We start from the raw sequence: 19,041 nt of genomic DNA on the forward strand, positions 1-19,041 counted from the left end.
CTGTAAAGGAGAGATTTTACAAATCAATTTTTATAAAATAGGTAAAAAAAGACAATAGAATATAAACCCAAAAATCAAATAATATGAACGAAGATCAATTTAAAGGCAAATGGAATATTGCCAAAGGAAAATTAAAACAGAAATATGGCGAACTTACCGATGACGATTTGACCTATACGGAAGGAAAATCTGATGAACTGCTCGGCAAACTGCAAGAAAAGACAGGCGAGAGCAAGGAGAAATTGAAAGAGATGATCGATAATATGTAATCGACACTTTAGTTTATGAAAAACCCGCCTTTATAGGCGGGTTTTTTAATAAGTTTATTTTCGATTTTAGGCATCGACTACCTGCTCATCGTGTTTTCCTTCTCGGGTTTCTTCAATAATCTTACGAATAAAGGCCGGCAGATCATCAGGATTTCTACTGGTAACCAAACCTTGGTCTACTACTACTTCTTCGTCTACCCAATTGGCCCCGGCATTTTTAATATCGTCTTTTATACTTTTGTAGGAAGTAACCTTTCTATTTTCGATGACCTTGGCACTCACGAGCAGCCACGGGGCATGACAAATCGCGGCCACGGGTTTACCAGTTTCAAAGAACGCACGTATAAAACTAAGGGCGTTTGTATTCACACGTAACAGATCTGGGTTGATGACACCACCGGGTAGCACCAAACTATTGTAATCAGCGGCGTTGGCCTCTGAAAGCACTTTGTCTACGGTAATGGTTTCTCCCCAATTATCTGTATCCCAGCTCTTGATTTCTCCATCCTTGGGAGAAACAACATGTACTGTGGCACCTTCGTTTTTGAGCGCTTTCAAGGGCTCGAATAATTCTGATTTCTCAAAGCCATCCGTTGCCAGGATAGCGATTTTCTTGTTTTCTAATTTCATAATGTTTCTTTTTAATTACGATTCATATTCATAAAAGTTCTAAGAACTTACAACGCTTATGATGGTTTATCGAGTTGGCAGGCTCATAAAACCTATCTCGCCTTCCGCGCAGTTTTATTTTTACGATAAAGCCCCCATCCATATTTGGCAGCCTTATAGCCTCCATACAACAAGGCAATTTTTGTATTTTTTAGGAATGCCCTGTAAAGCAAAAGTTTTTTTAATGCCATAGAAGGATATAATCAATAGTTGCTCATTTTTTCTTTACGCTTTCGCAGCTGCCGTTCCAAATCACTGACCGCCTCCGATATAGCACTCTGATAGTTGTCATGGCTTGCCTCGGCGAAAAGCCTAGGTCCTGGAAGGCTTAATCGTATGTTACAGATTTTGCCTGTTTCATCCGAGCTGGTGTTCTCTTGTTTAAAAAAGACATCGGCCCGAATGACCATATTATATTTTTCACCAAGGGAGTCCAGCTTTTCCTTTGCAAAGGCTTCAAGACGGTCGCTTGCCGTAACATCGTGGTATTCATATATGATTTCCATAGGTTCTATTTATTACAGTTTACCATCCAATTGATTCCGTAGCGATCGGTACACCTTCCGAAATGTCCCCATTCCCGCTCTCTGAAATTATGATGTACCTGTCCTCCACTTGATAGATTCGAGAAAAGATGCTCGGCTTCTTCCTTGTTATTGAGGTCTACGCTCATATGTACTTGGTTACCGGTATTGATAGGCGTATCCGGTGCTGCATCATAGGCCATAAAGTGAACGCCCTTGCCCTTCAGTTCGGCATGCTGCAGTTTTTGCCTAAAGGAAGAGGGGACATCTATTTTCTTGTCCTCATAGGTTTGTCGGTTCTTGACTTCCGCATTGAATAAATCCGCATAAAAATTGAGTGCCTCTTGGCAGTTGCCGTTAAAGGCAAGGTAAGATTGAACTTTCATAGTATATGTTTTCTACGAAAATAGCTTTTGAGCAGCCTAGTGCTTAATTCAAAAAATCGAAGTTTTGACACTATAACTAAATGTATATGGAAGCCTCCTGAACGAGAAGATTTTCAGTACGGCGCCACCTTGTGGTTTTTGATAGCGTTCGTACAAAACAAGTTCTTGTAGCATACCTTTTGAACTCGATTAGAAACAGGAAAAGAAACGGTGAGGGAAGTACGACCAATTGAAAATCAGTAAAGCTGGTACTGAAAGAAAGCAGAGGTCATTGAAACATAGTCCAGGTTTGAATCACAATACGATAAAATCGTCCAGTTGACATTCACAGCATCGGTATCAAACATGCAATGATTTCAAACATTTGAATAAGGAAACCTAAGGGGGATATTAATTTGCTCCTAAATGCGGAAATGAGAAATAAACTACATTTGTTTTACCATGTATATGTAAGAACGTATTGTTGGTCATCAATACGCAGGGAATGAATCCGAAGGTCGATGCATACTTAAATAAAGAAGGGCAGTGGCAGGCAGAATTACGGCTGTTGCGAAAGATTTTATCGGACTGCCAACTGACCGAAACACTTAAGTGGGGGAAACCTTGCTATTCTTATAATGGAAGGAATGTTCTGATACTATATACGCAAAAGGACTTTTGTGGGCCGGGATTTTTTAAAGGGGCTTTGCTAAAGGATCCAGAAGGCATTCTGGTCAAACCGGGAGCTAACTCCCAGGCGAGCCGCTATATTAAATTTACGGATACCGCCCAGATTATAAAGATGGAGGCGGTCTTAAAAGCGTATATGTACGAAGCCATTGAAGTGGAGAAAGCTGGATTGAAAGTAAATTTCGACGCCAAGGACAAACTGGACCTCAGCACAGAACTGCAGCATAAATTTGATGAAAACCCTAGCTTGAAAAAGGCATTCAATGCATTGACCTCAGGCCGACAGAGAGGGTATCACCTTTACTTTTCCGCAGCGAAACGGACCGAGACCAGAACTTCCAGAATTGAAAAATATATTCCGAGAATTCTGAAGGGGTACGGATTTCATGATTGCGTTTGCGGCCATTCGAAAAGAATGCCTAGTTGCGATGGGTCACACAAGCATTATTCCTAGATAGACATATTGGAAGAGATACGAAGTGGATTTCCACAGTTCCAAAAAGTAGAGAAGATTTAATAGTGTAATCCTTGTTTCTTCATCGCACGACGGTAGTTCATTGCAACCGCATCGAATTTTAAATGCAACTCTTCGGTAAAGTCGAAAGGTACTTGTTCAGGGCGTTGCGATTCAACAATACGTTTGTCCTGGTCGAAAATCACCTGTTCAAACTCTTGCAAAATGGTATCTGGCTCATCGCGGTCATAATTGCGACCGATAATGCAAAAGCCTCGACATTGCTTATGTGAAATAGGTTGGGAGGTAAAAAAATAGACCATACCTTTCCGGCCACCCCATCCCAGCCTGAGCACAATAGTGTAGGGTAGATGTAACTCGTAAACGCTTTGGCGCTCTGGTTGCACCACGTCGTCATTGGCAAAAATCGGAAAGTCGTCACTATTGGTCGCCTCGGGCCGTACAACGGAATAGTGTAAAACGGAATCTTTGACCGTTACCTTGCATTCCGGAACTTCTGGTCGCTCGGGATCTCCCAGTAACCCAGGATGCACCCAAGGGAAGTGTCCGAAATCGGTAAAATTCTCGACCTGTCTAGAGCTATCGCTTTTCCAATCGAAAGGGCCGGTTTTTACCAATTTCCACTCTTGGTTTTCAAATTCTGGAATGTCGGGAAGCTCATATACAGGGGTCTTAAAAGCGACCCATACCAAACCGAATTTTTCCTGGCAGTGATAGGTCGGTGTTTTGGCCTTGTTTGGTATTTCGGTATCCGGGGCTTGGGGAATCTTTACACAATCCCCTTTCTTATCAAATTGCCAGGCATGATAGGGGCATACGATGCAATCATCTTTTATCCAACCTAAGGAAAGGGCCGTGCCCCGATGGATACAGACATCGCGCATCGCATGTACATCTCCATCCGCGGTTCGCCAAACGACCAAAGGCTCATCCAATAGAAAAGTCCCGAAGGGCTTATCGGATGGTATTTCGTGCCCGTAACCGACCGGATGCCAACAGGCGAATAATTTTTCGGGGAAAATGGCATGACTGAAGTCCATTGTTATATAATTAACAGGTTTGATTGTTCTCATAAAGATAGCGGATCGCGATTGGAATGAATTGAAAACAAAGAGGGGATTACATTCACTAGCAATCATTTCCTTCGTCTGTGATGGTGCTTATTAAGGGATTTGACTTTGTATGGTGGATTTAGTGACCTGGACTTCAGAGTTGTTTCCTTTTGAAGGCAATCTATAGTGAACTCGCGATAGTTGGTTTTCTGGCAGATGAATTTCCGCGTGTATCGCACAGGGTAGGTCAGATTCAATAGTCTGTTCAACCACGGGATAGGAGCCGTCCCAAGCGTTCTCCAAAGTTATTAGAACGAATTCACCGGAATGTAGCGTGTCGCTTTGATGAGGAGAAAACGGCACGCAATCTTCCGAAAGCATAATTGCGTTAATGCAAACTTCTGAAATAGGATGAATACGCCAGGAAAGACCGATTGCCTCCGCCGACTTCGAAAAAATTCTAGCCAACTCTTCATCCGACCCATTGGAGATAATGGCTAGCACGGTAACAATGATCGTTATGGTATAAATTGGTTTTTTCATTGTCTATTCCGGGACGGTCTTATCCATTACTTTTAGCGATTTTTTGAAAAAAGACTGCTCGTTTGATTGAATTGATGAATAACTCCAGAAATAGTATGCGTCCATCCTATTTTTCACTTTCAAAATTAATGGCACTTAATGATAGTTTTACTACACTTCAGAGTAGTTTTTAAAAGGCATAGACATCTTTTTTGATGTTTCCACTACCCTTGAGAGTAGTTTTAAAAAGGTATATTTGATTTTGGAAGAAATCTCATGTTAAATGAAAGATATAAATGCCTTTTTCTCTTCAAAAAATACGGTCAAGCAGGTTACCGAGGCAGACACCAAAAAATTGGCCAACTATTTAGAGGCCATTAAGGCTTTTGCAAGAACTACCAATAAAAGTGTCTATGTCATTGATTATGAGAAAAAAGGGTTTGAATATGTATCGGACAATCCCTTGTTTTTGAGTGGGTATTCGACCCAAGAAGTTGAAGAAATGGGATATGAGTTCTTTTTCAAGCAAGTACCTGAAAAAGATTTGGATTTACTTTTAAAAATAAACACGGTCGGTTTTGACTTCTACGACAAATTACCGATTCAGGATCGAAAAGAATATACGATTTCCTACGATTTTCATTTAAAGACCGAAAAGGGTAAAGCCATCCTGATTCACCAAAAATTGACCCCGATTTTTTTGAACGAAACAGGAAAAATATGGAAAGCGATTTGCATAGTCTCCCTATCATCACAACAAAAATCAGGAAATGTCACGATTTACAAAAACGATGGCTCTGAAGTATTTCAATATGATTTACAAGGCGATTTTTGGAAAAGCCTGCAGAAGGTCGAACTTTCAGACCGTGAAAAAGAAATTTTACAACACTCCATTCAAGGATATTCCATTAACGAGATTGCCGAACAACTTTTTATTTCTCCCGACACCGTAAAATTCCATAGAAAAAAACTATTTGAGAAATTGGATGTAGCGAATATTAGCGAGGCGATTTCCCATGCCACGGCCAATAAGTTGATATAGTCCAATATCGGTTTCTGTTTGATGCTGGAATAGGGCAGCGGTATCGATAATACAAATGTGAACACTCGGGCCCGATGCCCTCCCAGTAAACGAAATTGGGCGTAAAGAAGTTGACTTTTCTAGCGATATAAATGGGGGCCGACTGAGGGCAAATCACAGACCTTTTTGAAAGTATTTTACCCTCACCTTGAGAAACCGGATTTCTATACGCGAAACATGATGGGGCTTATTTTGATGAAATTTCAATAAAACACTGAGAGCCTTTCAACCAGAATGGTGACGACAAGTGTCAAGTTCATAGATCAATTTAATCGCCAATGCCTCAAATGACCAAATTGCCGATTATCCGGTGTTTTGCTGATCTCTGCATCCGGTATTGGTTCAGGCTTGGAAGTTTGAAGCAATTGGTAAAACTATTGCTGAAGGTCTTTAACCGATAGATTACCTATTTTTCAAAACTTTCGCCAAGAGCAATCCACTTCTCTTTATACTTTCTAAAGAATATGGAACCGAGGCCTCCTACGATTGCGGTAGCGACCCCAACAAGCATATAAAATATAACCGTAATATCATGTCCAAAATCAAAGAAAAATGGTAGTCGGGTTAATATTTCGGCAAAAAAAGCACAGTACAGACCGATAACACTCCAATACATAAAACTTAAATGAAGCCCCATGTAGTTGTTCGGCCTTTTTAAAAGTATAGGAACGATTCCTGCCAAAAGGGTTAGGCTACTGATCACGGCGAACCAGTGGAGAATGCCAAAACTGCCATGCAAACGGTATATCATAAAAGCAGTTACCAAAAGTATGCTCATCGTCACGGAATATACATAGCCTATTTTCTTATGAAGATTGGTGCCTTTGGGATTTCTCAACACCAATGATCCCGAGAGTAGCGCAACAATTGAAGCGGATAAGTGTACGATTCCGACGGTGGTAAATAACATGACGTTCTTATTTGTGGATTAAAATTAGCGATGGCCAGTGATGGTTAACAGAACTACATACCGAATTGTCATATTTGAATACTGAAATGTGAAGGAGAACCTATTAAAATTTCGTAGAATCACTTTAAACGGAATAATTGCGGGTTTACGCTTAAAAGGTTTTGCTTTTGCTGAATATCAATTTGTTTTCTCGAGCTACAAGTACTCATTTCAACTTAATGTCCTTTCACGATTTTAACTATCTTAGACGCATGCTCTCCAAAAAAACGAAATATGGCTTAAAGGCATTGACTTTTCTAGCTGCCCAAAAAGGTAAAAGTCCGGTACAAATAGCCGAGATCGCCAAGCAAGAGAATATCTCACAGAAATTCTTGGAAAGTATTTTACTGTCCCTCCGAAAAACCGGGATTCTAGGCTCTAAAAAGGGAAAGGGTGGAGGATACTATCTGATCAAGGACCCTAATGAAATTATGATGACCGACGTGATGCGCATACTTGAAGGACCCATAGCCATGGTATCCTGTGTAAGTCTTAACTTTTATGAAAAATGTGAGGACTGTCCCGATGAAGCCGCTTGTTCGGTACATCAACTCATGTTGATGGTACGGGATAGTGCGTTGGAAGTGTACCGCAACAATACCCTTGCTGATTTGATCAAATAATCCTTCCGATTTCCATTTTTTCCTTGAATTATCCGTAAAATCCCTCGGCGATTATTAATAATCTACTAAATCTATAGGATAAAAGTAATAATTGATGATTTTATCCGTCATTAGTATATAAAATATAGTAGTTTTGATTATCCTATTAAATCCATAGGATAATAGATTTTAAGACGATAATATGATTTTAGACCAGGTATTACAGCGGAAGGAAGCATCGAAAAAGCGATTTTCCGAAGATCGCAGTTCCGAGAAACCGATTCGAAGCGTTGCCAAGGCGGTAAGCTGGAGGGTCATCGGCACCATGGATACTTTGGTCATATCTTTTATCCTGACTGGGGAAGTAGTTTTAGCGGCCTCGATTGCCTCTATCGACTTCGTAACTAAAATGTTCCTCTACTTTTTTCATGAACGTATTTGGAACAAAATCAGTTGGGGAAAATAAACAGTAGACCTATGGCATTTACAGCACATCAAATCGAAAAGCTTAATACCCATTTTAGGGGCATACCACCCGTGGAAATTATTTCATGGGCTATTTTGAACGCCAAAAATCCGATAGCAACCACAAATTTCAGGCCCTACGAAGTAGCGATTTTAAGTGCCATTGTCGAGGTGAAGGAGGATATTCCCATAATCTGGTGCGATACCGGTTACAATACGCCGAATACCTATAAGCACGCCGAAGAACTGATTGCACAACTTAATTTGAATATCGATTTGTATGTGCCAAAACAGACTACTTCGCACCGTGATGCGGTTATGGGTATCCCGAATGTTGAAGACCCAAGGCATGCAGAATTTACCGAACAGGTAAAATTGGAGCCGTTTAGAAGGGCAATGGCCGCGCACAGACCCGATGTTTGGTTTACCAATCTTCGAAAAGGTCAAACGGCCCATCGCAATAGCTTGGATATTTTAAGCCTGAGCAAAGACGGTGTATTGAAGGTTAGTCCCTTTTACCACTGGAGCGATACCGAATTGGATGCGTACCTGTCGAAAAGAGCGTTACCCAATGAGCACCATTATTTTGATCCAACGAAAGTATTGGAAAATCGCGAGTGCGGATTGCATACTTAAAAAGACAGTAGACCGCTGCGCTCCTAGAAGCGAGAGCCAAGACTAAAAACGTCAAGATTTGGAGACTGTTTTGAAATATGTCGTTAGCATTATTATGGCCTATTTTAGATGCAGTATGAGGCAAAATTTTTTAGCATAGCAGCGCTACGGTTGAAAATTTTAACGAAATAATGCGCAGAAAGAGGCTGTAAAAAAATAACCGAGATATTTCAAAACAGGCTCTTAGAATTATTAGAAACAAAAGAGGCTGAGAAAACAATTTAAAACCAGCGTAAAACAAAATTAAGAGTCCGTACGAAATGCGTTTGTTTCCCTTTAAACATAGCATACGGGCCGCCGATCAAAATAGCTGAATTCTGCAATAAAAAAATACCATGAACAACGATACCTCGCATATTAATCCTTTGGAAAACGAAGCCATTTATATCTTTCGGGAAGTGGCGGCGCAATTCGAAAAGCCGGTGTTGCTTTTTTCGGGAGGAAAAGATTCGATTACCCTAGTGCGTTTGGCGCAAAAAGCTTTTTGGCCGGCGAAGATTCCGTTTCCCTTAATGCATATCGATACTGGGCACAATTTTCCGGAAACGATAGCCTTCCGGGACAGATTGGTCGAAGAATTGGGATTAGAGCTCATTGTTCGCAATGTGCAGGATTCCATTGATCAAGGAAAGGTAAAGGAGGAATCGGGAAAATATTCCAGTCGAAACTCCCTGCAAACTACAACGCTTTTAGATGCCATCGAAGAATTCAAGTTTGATGCCTGTATCGGTGGCGCCCGTAGGGATGAAGAAAAAGCAAGGGCCAAGGAACGTATTTTTTCCGTTCGCGATGACTTTGGGCAATGGGACGAGAAAAGTCAACGCCCCGAATTGTTCGATATGTTGAACGGTCAAATCGAATTGGGACAAAATGTACGTGTTTTTCCGATTTCCAATTGGACGGAACTGGACGTTTGGTCCTACATCGAAAAGGAAAAAATCGAGATTCCATCCATTTATTTTGCGCACAAACGCAAGGTGTTTTTAAGGGACGGTCTGATCTGGTCTCATTCCGATTATGTTTTCCAGGAAGAGGATGAAGAAGTTCTGGAGCGAATGGTACGGTTTAGAACGGTAGGCGATATGAGCTGTACGGCGGCGGTATTTTCGGAAGCGCGGGATATCGAATCGGTAGTACAGGAGATACGCGACTCGACCATCTCGGAACGAGGTGCCCGTATCGACGACAAACGTTCCGAAGCGGCCATGGAAAAACGAAAGCAACAAGGATACTTTTAAAGTTGGCGGTAATCAGAGGCAGTAGGCAGTTTATCTATCAGCGATTGCAACTATATTTTGCATAAGAAAAACATGAAAATGGATATCGATATTAGTTTGAAAAGGGAGGATAAATTAACTCCTTCCCCTGTGGGGAAGGCCGGGATGGGGCTTCTAAAAATAGCAACGGCAGGAAGCGTAGACGATGGCAAAAGCACTTTGATCGGTCGCTTGTTGTACGATACGAAATCGCTGACCACCGATAAATTGGAGGCCATCGAGAAAACAAGCAAGCAAAAAGGATATGATTATCTTGATTTTTCCTTGGCAACCGATGGTTTGGTGGCGGAACGGGAGCAGGGCATCACAATTGACGTTGCGCACATCTACTTTTCTACGGGAACCAAGAGTTATGTCATCGCCGATACCCCGGGTCATGTCGAATATACCCGGAACATGGTTACCGGTGCCTCTACCTCCCAAGCGGCCATTATTCTGATCGATGCCCGAAAGGGTGTAATCGAGCAGACCAACAGGCACTTTTTCATTAATAACCTATTACGCGTCAAAGAGGTAATCGTGGCCGTCAATAAAATGGACTTGGTCGATTTCTCGGAAGCCATCTATAATGCCATCAAGGCCAATTTTGAAAAATTGATGGACAAACGCGATTACGGAGACCAAAAAATCACCTTCGTGCCGGTAAGCGCTTTGAAAGGCGACAATGTAGTGCATAGCTCTAAAAATATGCCCTGGTATACCGGAGAAACCGTCTTGGAGCATTTGGAGGGGCTCGATATGGCAGCCGTGTCGAACGTGGGCACGCCGCGATTCCCCGTACAGTACGTGGTGCGTCCGAAAACCGAAGAGTTTCACGACTTCAGGGGATTTGCCGGGAAGGTCTACGGTGGGGAACTGAATGTTGGAGACGAAGTCGTCGCTTTGCCATCGCATACCAGATCTAAAATCAAGGACATCTATTTCTACGATAAGAAGTACCAAACGGCCTCGAGACGTTCTTCGGTAACCATTACCTTGGAAGATGAGATCAATGTAAGTAGGGGTGATATGTTAGTGAAAGTAGACGACCTGCCTACTGTCGAAAAACAATTTACAGCCACCGTTTCGTGGATGGATTCCCAACAATTGACCGCCGGGAACAAATATGTGGTACAGCACGGCGTCAATAAGGTGTTGGCCAAAGTTGAGGCCATTCACCATAAAATCAATCCCGACTATTCGGGAATAGATGAAAACGTAAGTGCCTTGGGCATGAACGATATCGCCCAAGTCAGTTTCAAGCTGAACAAACCCATATTTTACGACAAGTTTAAAGAGCACCGTACCAACGGCTCATTTATACTGATCGACCCCCAGTCGAACAACACTGTGGGTGCCGGTTTTATAGGCTAAGGAGCGTCTTCGGAGTTGTCCTTGAGGTGTAGAGAGGTGTTTACAGGATAAAACAAGTCGAATTATATAGTATAGTAATCCTATAGGAAATACAGATTTATTAAATTGATGTCTAGACTCTTTGTTCTAGCATCTTGACTCTTAGAAAGAATGCAAAGTTTTAGAACAGAAATAGAGAATCCCATAGTCGAGAAGGATATTTTGGAACTCGAAGCCAAGATACACCAGTTCAAGGAAGGGAAATTGGACGAAGAGAAATTCCGTAGTCTACGGTTGGCACGCGGCGTTTATGGCCAGCGACAACAGGGGGTTCAAATGATACGAATCAAACTTCCCTATGGGAAAGTAACAGCAGCCCAACTCAAAGGGATTTGCGATGTATCCGACGAATACTCTACAGGGCGTTTGCACATTACTACACGACAGGACATCCAAATACACTATGTCGATTTAGATCGTACCCCGGAACTGTGGGCACAGCTCGAAAAGGATGAGGTTACCCTTCGTGAAGCATGCGGCAATACGGTTAGAAATGTCACGGCAAGTGAAACGGCAGGTATCGATGTTGACGAACCTTTTGATGTTTCTCCTTACGCCGAAGCGCTCTTCAAATATTTTTTGAGGAATCCGATCAGCCAGGAAATGGGGCGAAAGTTCAAGGTTTCTTTTTCCGCGAGCGATGCCGATACGGGCCTGTCCTACATGCACGACCTCGGCTTTATCGCAAAAATTAAGGATGGCGTAAGAGGATTCAAGGTCATGCTCGGCGGGGGATTAGGTTCGCAGCCAAGGCATGCCGATGTACTATTCGAATTTTTGGCTTCCGATAAGATCATTCCTTTAATGGATGGCGTTGTTCGGGTATTCGACCGGTATGGGGAGCGAAAGAGTAGGGCAAAGGCACGGATGAAGTTCCTGCTGAAAGATGTGGGCCTTGAAGGCTTTAAAAAACTGTTGGCTGAAGAAGAAAAAGCGGTTCCCCATAAAACGATTACGATTGATGCCTTGGCGTATCCAAAGGTACAGGTCGCTCAGGCACCCGCCCCTCAAGTGAAAATCGAAGACCATGATGCTTTTGAAAAATGGAAAGCCACCAACTTGGTTCCGCAGAAGCAAGATGGGTTTGTAGCTATCGGAATCAAAGTGCTATTAGGGGATTTTTATACGGATAAAGCTAGATTACTAGCCGATTTGGTCGAAAATCATGCCGCAGGCGAGATTCGTTTGTCCCTGAGACAAAATATTTTGATTCCTTATGTAAGGCAGGAATTGGTTCCCTTCTTTTACTCCGAACTGAAGAAACTAGGTTTTGTGGAAGTGGGGTATAACAAAGCGTTGGACATTACCGCCTGCCCCGGTACCGACACCTGTAATCTGGGTATTGCCAGTAGCACGGGAATCGCGGAGGAATTGGAGCGTATTATCAAAACGGAATACCCGGAATATATCAGCAATCCCGATGTGGTCATTAAGATCAGTGGCTGCATGAATGCCTGTGGTCAGCATAACATGGCTAATATCGGCTTTCAGGGTATGAGTGTTCGGACGAAGGACAAATTGGTGGCTCCGGCATTGCAAGTCTTACTCGGTGGAGGCAATGATGGCAACGGAAATGGCCGTTTCGCCGACAAGGTGGTCAAAGTACCCAGTAAAAGAGGGCCGGAAGCCTTGCGTTTGATTTTAGACGATTTTGATGCGCATGGTAATGGACTTGCTTTCGCAGATTACTACGCGGAAAAGGGCGAACATTATTTCTACGATTTTTTAAAACCTTTGACCGACGTCGACAATCTAACCCCTGAAGATTTTATCGATTGGGGAAATACCGAAAAATATAAAAAAGAGATCGGTATCGGGGAATGCGCCGGGGTGGTCATCGACCTGATTGCCACCTTGCTGTTCGAAAGTGAGGAGAAAATACAGCTTGCGGAAGAAATGTCGACCGAGGGAAAATGGGCGGCGAGTATTTACCATTCCTATGCCTCGATGGTCAATTCGGCCAAGGCGTTGTTGACGGCCGAAAAGACCAAGACGAATACCCATGCAAGCATTATCAAGGATTTCGATGAAAAATTTATTGCCTCGGGGAGAATTTCTCTAACAGGAACCTTCGACGATCTGGTACTGCAATTGAATAAAAATGAGCCTACGGAGAAATTTGCAAAAAGCTATTTAAACGACGCGAAAGTATTTTTGAAATCCGCTGAAACGTTTAGAAAGCAAGAACTGGTTGAAGTATGAAAGTAAAGACAGAAAAAAAGGCTTTCCCCCTTTTCGGGAATGGGAAGGGCGTTGCCAAATTAACGGTAGTAGGTGCAGGCCCAGGCGATGTAGAATTGATAACCCTCAAGGCCATCAAAGCGTTGCAAGTGGCCGATGTGGTGCTGTACGATGCTTTGGTCGATACCGAACTGTTGTGCTATGCCCCTCAGGCGGAACATATTTTTGTAGGGAAACGCAGGGGATGCTATTCCTACCAACAAGAACAAATCAATGAACTTATCGTGCAACGGGCAAAGGAAAAGGGTCATGTGGTGCGCTTAAAAGGAGGGGATCCTTTCGTTTTCGGTAGGGGTGCCGAAGAAATGGAATATGCAGCGACCCAAGGAGTACAGGTTGCCATGGTTCCCGGTATATCCTCATGCCTTTCGGTTCCCGCTGCCCAGCAGATACCCGTAACCAAGCGCGGTGCTACGGAAAGTTTTTGGGTCATCACGGGAACTACCAAAGAGCATAAACTATCGGATGATGTACAGCTGGCAGCCAAATCAAATGCAACGGTAGTTATTCTCATGGGGATGTCGAAATTACCGGAAATCGTCCAGCTCTTTCAAAAAGAGGGCAAATCGAACTCGCCTATTGCGGTTATTCAAAATGGTACTAGGGCGGATGAAAAAGTAGGCGTAGGAACCATGGCGTCGATAGAAAGGGAAGTTGAGCAAAAGCAGTTGACCAATCCAGCGATTATTATTATTGGAGAAGTTGTTCGCCACCGCGAAAAGCTAATGCTAATTCAGAAGGAATATGAAGCGGTTGAAGGCTTTTGTGACGGACTCGCAGGCGAGGGCCAAAACGCAAACGAGGTCAGCGTTGCTTCTTAATAGATAGCAAGAAGAGATTCCCGCATGCGCTGGAATGACGATAAATAGAATTCACTATGGAACGAAACAACTTATATCCCATCTTTCTCAAAACGGGAAGTCTGCACATATTGATTGTCGGCGGGGGTAACGTTGCCGAGGAAAAATTGACCTTTCTAACGAAATCGAGTCCGGATGCAAAAGTTACCATGGTTTCGCCAATGTTTCGCAAAGCCACAAGAGAATTGGCGCTTAAGTTTGATGTAGAACTGATTACCGATGTCTATCACGCCAAGTATTTGATGGGAAAACATATGGTGGTGGCTACTACGGATAAGCCTGAGGTAAATGTGCAGGTGTACAACGATTGTCGCGCTTTGGATAAATTGGTGAATGTAGCCGATAATCCACCCTATTGCGATTTTTATATGGGCGGCATCGTGACCAAAGGCAACGTAAAAATCGCGATTTCCACTAATGGGAAATCCCCGACCACGGCAAAACGCCTACGTCAATTTTTCGAGGAAGTCATTCCCGAAGATATCAGCCAAATGGTTCAAAATCTGAACGAGTATCGGAAAACGATAAAGGGCGATTTTGAGCAAAAAGTGGACAAAATGAACGAAATAACACAAAAATTGGTCGAAAAAGTGTAAAAAGAGAGTGAAAACAGCGTGTCACCCTGAGCGCCCACCTTCCGACGTCTTGTACGGAGGAAAGGCAGACGAAGGTTTAGGAACGCCAACTATTGCATTTGAATTAAAGCTTGCCCAAGAATGACAACGATTACCCCATTGAAAGGGGTGTAATTTAACAAGCAGAATAGATAAAAAAGTACCTAATAAAAACAGATTTCCACCTTTATCGAGACAAGTACAGTACAAGCGCGGGAATAAAAACAAATTTTCATGATACAAACAGACATCTTAATCATAGGCGCAGGCCCAACAGGATTATTCACGGTTTTTGAAGCGGGGCTCTTAAAGCTGAAATGTCATTTAATCGATGCCCTACCACAGCCGGGCGGACAGTGTTCTGAAATCTATCCGAAGAAACCGATATATGATATTCCGGCATTTCCCGAAATATTGGCGGGTGACCTGGTCGATAACCTGATGCAACAAATCAAACCTTTCGAACCAGGATTTACCATGGGCGAGCGAGCGGAAACTTTGGATAAGCAAGATGACGGCTCCTATATCGTTACAACGAACAAAGGCACCAAGCATCAGGCACCCGTAGTGGTCATCGCTGGGGGACTAGGTTCTTTTGAGCCTAGAAAACCGCCTATCGAAAATATTCTGGATTTTGAGGATAAAGGCGTGGCGTATATGATAAAAGACCCGGAAGTCCATCGGGATAAAAAGGTGGTCATCGCGGGAGGTGGAGACTCCGCTCTCGATTGGGCGATTTTCCTAGCTGATGTGGCTGCCGAGGTTTCTTTGGTACACCGAAGAAATGAATTCCGTGGTGCTTTGGATTCTGTGGAAAAAGCATCGGAACTGGCCAAGTTGGGGAAAATAAAACTGTTTACCGAGGCCGAAGTCCGAAAGCTGTATGGCGACGAACATTTAGAAGCCGTGGTCATCAAGTACAACGACTCCGCAAAGGGCGAAACCTATTTGGAAGTAGACAACTTTATTCCCTTGTTCGGTCTTTCCCCAAAATTGGGTCCGATCGGGGACTGGGGCCTCGATATCGCCAAAAACGCGATAAAGGTCAACAACGCCAAGGATTACCAAACGAATATTCCCGGTGTTTTTGCGATTGGCGATGTCAATACCTATGAAGGAAAATTAAAGCTGATCCTTTCCGGTTTTCACGAGGCCGCCGTCATGTGCCAATACGCCTACCAAATCATCAACCCAGGAAAACGATATGTCATGAAATATACCACTGTAGGTGGTGTGGAAGGTTTTGATGGCACTAAAAAAGAAGCAAAAAAAGAAGTGGTTCAAAGTATTGCTTAACCTATTACATTTCGGATTAGCTCGAAACCTCTGAGCCATTCTGTGGCAAGGAGGTTTTTTTTAACAATGCGTTTAGAGTTTGAATGGTAGATTGACGTATTTGATATGGGATGTTCCATATATTTTAAGAAAAAAAGAGAAACTCAAGACGAGTTCATTGTTAGCGACAGTATTATTTTCTTCCATATAGGGCTGTTAACGTTCCATTTAGACTAAACGGAACTACTGAAGTATGGGATTCATTTCTATATATTCTCCAATCCATATCAACATTTTCATAATTCCTCTTTTTAAGAGTTAAACTAAACTTGATCATATTCGATACCAGTTCCGGACTTTCATTTTCCCCTGTTGAAATAAATACTTTGGTTGGTGAGATATCCCAAGGGTCGTTATTCGTAAACTTAGCGATAGATGGTTCCAAGAATATTTCGTCATTCAGCTGAAATGAAGGACTGTTTATTCCAAATCGGGTAAAGTAGTTGTCAGAATTCAAGAAACAGTATGCTGTGAAAAGACCGCCAAGTGAATGACCCGAAATTCCTCTGTCAGTATTTGTTTTATAGTGTTTATCGATAAATGGTATGATTTCCTTTTGGACACACTCTAAAAACTTGCTTGCTCCACCTGTTTTTAGAGTTCCTTTTTGAACTCCAAATTTCTTTTCAAATTTTCTATCGCTTATTGTATCTGAATAAGGAGTGTAATCATTAAATCTGTTTATTCTGGATGCTATACCATTTGCTTTGTGACTAATACCGACTAGAATCACATCTTGGATTTTTTTAAATTCAATATGCTCCGCATTGAAATATCGATGAGTGCTTTTGCCATCCAAAACGTATAACACAGGATAAGTTATCGTGTCATTTATCGTATAATTTTCTGGAAAGGACATATGTATGAGATAGTCCCTTTCAGTTATTTTAGAACTGATAATGTGGTCGGGTTCATTTTGTATTCTTTCTTTTGGCGCTAATTTCTGGCCAAATAAAGGATGGTACAAAATTAATATTGAAAATGTTGTCAATAGTAGTTTTGGTATTTTCGGAAGTTTCATCTGTTCGATTCAGGGTTGGTGTCGGTTTTCTTTGAAGCACATTGTTATTCTTACGCAACAAGAAATGAGCCTTAGTATGGGCGGTTTTGGGGAAATACCATATTCGAATTGGCTAATTTCTCTTTTATAAGTTCTTAAAAATAGGGATTAAAATCGTGAGATGGTTTCAAGCTGTCCGCTAAGAAAACAACATTGACTGTGTTACGCTCCTTCCACCTGGGCAAGGTGGGTCAAAATATTGAAGTCTTCCCGCATGCCCCAGCAATTTACATCCTATCGGGCACTGCTCCGTTCACAAAATTGTACATACATCGGTCACCATCTCGCCGTCACCCATGCCGCTTGCGCTTGTTCGGAAAGAAAGGTCCATGCTACGATTCTACTTTGCTTATTGCCCGTGCCCATGGGTATGGTTTTGATTTGCTTCGCTTCAACTTTTTCCAACAACTTATAAATTCCTTTCAGGTGCGATTTTTTGGAGACCAAGGTGGTGAACCAAAAGCAGTTCTTGGCGTACTTTCGACTTTCCCATATCATATTTTGTATAAATTTCAATTCCCCGCCCTCGTAGATCAGTTCGGAAAATAATCCTGAAAAGTTGAGTTGAGGAATGTTCGTTTTTTTACCCGACAAATTCTTTATTTTTCGTTTAGTTCCTTTTTGAGCGTCTTCCAAGGAAGCATGAAAAGGTGGGTTGCAAATTACCGCGTCGATTTTATCGGTAGCAGGCCATATCGTTTGAAAAATAAACCTGGGGTTCTTTTGGAGTCGGCATTCAACCTTACCTTTTAGTGCCGCATTGGCTTCGACGATTTGTCCTGCCGATGCTATCGATTTGGGGTCGCTATCGGACCCGATAAACGACCAGCCGTATTCGACCACCCCGATAATCGGATAAATGCAACTTGCTCCCACGCCAACGTCGAGGCAAGTGATGTTTTCGCCAAGGGGAATGTCACCCTGGTTGCTTTCTCCCAACAGGTCGGCAATGTGATGCAGGTAATCTGCCCTACCGGGGATGGGCGGACATAAATTCCCGTCGGGAAATGACCAGTGGTGTATCCCATAGTAATGATGTAACAAGGCAGTGTTTAAAAGCTTGACGGCACGTGGGTCTGAGAAATCGATTGACGCTGCGCCGTATTTGTTCGGTCTGACATGGCTCTCTAATTCCGGTACGGCTTGAATAAGAGCAGGAAGGTCATAGCGTTCCCGGTTTTTATTACGGATGTGAAGTGCGGTTTTTTCCTGTCTTTTTCCCGAGGGCATAATATGCTGCTGTTTTGTGCTTGTTTTGACTCCCTAAACTGGTGTAAAAGGCTTCCCTGGAATCTGCGAGGATTGCAAATTACGGAAAGTAAAAATTTTTTTAATCCGAATTCCTTGTATCAAGTGCTTCAATCCGCAATTCCATAATCGGTAGAAAGCGGTGTTTGATGGTGCTTTTGAGTTGTCCGATGACCTTAAAACCAAACTTCGCGTAAAATTTTTCGGCATGGGGGTCGGAATCCACAAGAACCCTTTTAAACTTGGAGTTTTTGATTCGATCTAGGAAATCCAATAAAAGTATTTTTCCATATCCAACACCGATATAATCTGGTTCTATAAAAAGAAAATGGAGTTTTACATCGGTTTCATTTTCGGCATTATAAGCGTAAAAGCCGACCAATATCGTATCAACTAGAAGTTTATAAACGTGGTTGTTTTCAATATAGGCCTCTGTAAGGGTCAATTCGTCTCTCCAAGCTTCAATCTGTCGTTCGCCGTAACCCCAATGCGCTTTCGAACGAATGGTAAGTTGGGTTAGGGCATCGGAATCGGCTCCTATCGCCATTTTAATAGTTAGGTTACTCATCAGCGCGGCATTTTCACCTTGTTAATCAAGGCGTTGCGTCGGAAATGCAGGGGTTTATAGGTTTTTTCCGAATAGGGCGAAAAGCGTTTGTGGAATTCAAAAAATGGC

20 protein-coding genes are annotated in these 19,041 nt (G+C 42.6%); 12 read left to right on the forward strand and 8 right to left on the reverse strand.

Going from position 1 to position 19,041, the window contains the following annotated elements:
- Positions 1-83: 83 nt before the first annotated feature.
- Complete coding sequence (locus FGM00_RS02090) at positions 84-269, forward strand: CsbD family protein (protein WP_138851319.1); 186 nt, start codon at positions 84-86, stop codon at positions 267-269.
- A gap of 66 nt (positions 270-335) precedes the next feature.
- On the opposite strand, the gene FGM00_RS02095 is transcribed toward FGM00_RS02090, so the two are convergent.
- From FGM00_RS02095 to FGM00_RS02105, 3 genes are all read right to left on the reverse strand, one after another.
- A complete protein-coding gene (locus FGM00_RS02095; protein WP_138851320.1) occupies positions 336-899 on the reverse strand; it encodes a type 1 glutamine amidotransferase domain-containing protein in 564 nt (187 codons plus the stop codon).
- A 242-nt stretch (positions 900-1,141) separates the two neighbouring features.
- Positions 1,142-1,444, reverse strand: a complete 303-nt coding sequence (hpf, locus tag FGM00_RS02100; RefSeq protein ID WP_138851321.1) for a ribosome hibernation-promoting factor, HPF/YfiA family — start codon at positions 1,442-1,444, stop codon at positions 1,142-1,144.
- A gap of 5 nt (positions 1,445-1,449) precedes the next feature.
- On the reverse strand, positions 1,450-1,848 hold the full coding sequence (locus FGM00_RS02105) for a VOC family protein (RefSeq protein WP_138851322.1): 399 nt from the start codon (positions 1,846-1,848) through the stop codon (positions 1,450-1,452).
- A gap of 484 nt (positions 1,849-2,332) precedes the next feature.
- Here FGM00_RS02105 and FGM00_RS02110 point away from each other — a divergent pair, with 484 nt between their 5' ends.
- The gene (locus tag FGM00_RS02110; RefSeq protein ID WP_138851323.1) at positions 2,333-2,971 is read left to right on the forward strand and encodes a DUF1801 domain-containing protein; all 639 of its coding nucleotides are present in this window, start codon (positions 2,333-2,335) and stop codon (positions 2,969-2,971) included.
- 59 nt (positions 2,972-3,030) lie between these two features.
- Here FGM00_RS02110 and FGM00_RS02115 read toward each other — a convergent pair whose 3' ends face one another.
- Positions 3,031-4,065: an aromatic ring-hydroxylating oxygenase subunit alpha gene (locus tag FGM00_RS02115; protein WP_236262873.1), complete on the reverse strand. Its 1,035-nt coding sequence runs from the start codon at positions 4,063-4,065 to the stop codon at positions 3,031-3,033.
- A 784-nt stretch (positions 4,066-4,849) separates the two neighbouring features.
- Between FGM00_RS02115 and FGM00_RS02125 the strand changes: the two genes are divergently transcribed.
- On the forward strand, positions 4,850-5,608 hold the full coding sequence (locus FGM00_RS02125) for a response regulator transcription factor (RefSeq protein ID WP_138851325.1): 759 nt from the start codon (positions 4,850-4,852) through the stop codon (positions 5,606-5,608).
- 445 nt (positions 5,609-6,053) lie between these two features.
- Here FGM00_RS02125 and FGM00_RS02130 read toward each other — a convergent pair whose 3' ends face one another.
- Positions 6,054-6,557: a DUF2306 domain-containing protein gene (locus tag FGM00_RS02130; RefSeq protein ID WP_138851326.1), complete on the reverse strand. Its 504-nt coding sequence runs from the start codon at positions 6,555-6,557 to the stop codon at positions 6,054-6,056.
- Between the two features lie 251 nt (positions 6,558-6,808).
- Here FGM00_RS02130 and FGM00_RS02135 point away from each other — a divergent pair, with 251 nt between their 5' ends.
- The 9 genes from FGM00_RS02135 to FGM00_RS02175 all read left to right on the forward strand — a co-directional run bounded on the left by FGM00_RS02135 (position 6,809) and on the right by FGM00_RS02175 (position 16,018).
- Positions 6,809-7,219 carry an RrF2 family transcriptional regulator gene (locus FGM00_RS02135; protein ID WP_138851327.1) on the forward strand — a complete coding sequence of 137 codons (411 nt, stop codon included), beginning with the start codon at positions 6,809-6,811 and terminating at the stop codon, positions 7,217-7,219.
- 181 nt (positions 7,220-7,400) lie between these two features.
- A complete protein-coding gene (locus tag FGM00_RS02140; protein ID WP_138851328.1) occupies positions 7,401-7,664 on the forward strand; it encodes a DUF2061 domain-containing protein in 264 nt (87 codons plus the stop codon).
- Between the two features lie 11 nt (positions 7,665-7,675).
- Entirely contained in the window at positions 7,676-8,299 is a 624-nt protein-coding gene (locus tag FGM00_RS02145; protein WP_138851329.1) for a phosphoadenosine phosphosulfate reductase domain-containing protein, read from the forward strand.
- A gap of 374 nt (positions 8,300-8,673) precedes the next feature.
- Positions 8,674-9,576 carry a sulfate adenylyltransferase subunit CysD gene (cysD, locus tag FGM00_RS02150; RefSeq protein ID WP_138851330.1) on the forward strand — a complete coding sequence of 301 codons (903 nt, stop codon included), beginning with the start codon at positions 8,674-8,676 and terminating at the stop codon, positions 9,574-9,576.
- 144 nt (positions 9,577-9,720) lie between these two features.
- The gene (locus FGM00_RS02155; protein WP_138854588.1) at positions 9,721-10,968 is read left to right on the forward strand and encodes a sulfate adenylyltransferase subunit 1; all 1,248 of its coding nucleotides are present in this window, start codon (positions 9,721-9,723) and stop codon (positions 10,966-10,968) included.
- Between the two features lie 150 nt (positions 10,969-11,118).
- Positions 11,119-13,209 carry a HEPN domain-containing protein gene (locus tag FGM00_RS02160; RefSeq protein ID WP_138851331.1) on the forward strand — a complete coding sequence of 697 codons (2,091 nt, stop codon included), beginning with the start codon at positions 11,119-11,121 and terminating at the stop codon, positions 13,207-13,209.
- On the forward strand, positions 13,206-14,069 hold the full coding sequence (gene cobA / locus FGM00_RS02165; RefSeq protein ID WP_138851332.1) for a uroporphyrinogen-III C-methyltransferase: 864 nt from the start codon (positions 13,206-13,208) through the stop codon (positions 14,067-14,069). Before FGM00_RS02160 ends, cobA begins: the two co-directional genes overlap by 4 nt.
- 56 nt (positions 14,070-14,125) lie before the next feature.
- Entirely contained in the window at positions 14,126-14,704 is a 579-nt protein-coding gene (locus FGM00_RS02170) for a precorrin-2 dehydrogenase/sirohydrochlorin ferrochelatase family protein (RefSeq protein WP_138851333.1), read from the forward strand.
- 252 nt (positions 14,705-14,956) lie between these two features.
- Positions 14,957-16,018, forward strand: coding sequence for an NAD(P)/FAD-dependent oxidoreductase (locus FGM00_RS02175; protein ID WP_138851334.1), 1,062 nt, complete (start codon positions 14,957-14,959; stop codon positions 16,016-16,018).
- Between the two features lie 172 nt (positions 16,019-16,190).
- Here FGM00_RS02175 and FGM00_RS02180 read toward each other — a convergent pair whose 3' ends face one another.
- The 3 genes from FGM00_RS02180 to FGM00_RS02190 all read right to left on the reverse strand — a co-directional run bounded on the left by FGM00_RS02180 (position 16,191) and on the right by FGM00_RS02190 (position 18,933).
- Positions 16,191-17,078, reverse strand: coding sequence for an alpha/beta hydrolase (locus tag FGM00_RS02180; RefSeq protein WP_138851335.1), 888 nt, complete (start codon positions 17,076-17,078; stop codon positions 16,191-16,193).
- 315 nt (positions 17,079-17,393) lie between these two features.
- On the reverse strand, positions 17,394-18,347 hold the full coding sequence (rlmF, locus tag FGM00_RS02185; protein ID WP_175416176.1) for a 23S rRNA (adenine(1618)-N(6))-methyltransferase RlmF: 954 nt from the start codon (positions 18,345-18,347) through the stop codon (positions 17,394-17,396).
- A gap of 100 nt (positions 18,348-18,447) precedes the next feature.
- Positions 18,448-18,933 (reverse strand): GNAT family N-acetyltransferase, encoded by a 486-nt coding sequence (locus FGM00_RS02190; RefSeq protein WP_138851337.1) that lies wholly within the window; start codon positions 18,931-18,933, stop codon positions 18,448-18,450.
- Positions 18,934-19,041: the final 108 nt, after the last annotated feature.

It is taken from the genome of Aggregatimonas sangjinii (assembly GCF_005943945.1).
Classification (GTDB): domain Bacteria; phylum Bacteroidota; class Bacteroidia; order Flavobacteriales; family Flavobacteriaceae; genus Pelagihabitans; species Pelagihabitans sangjinii.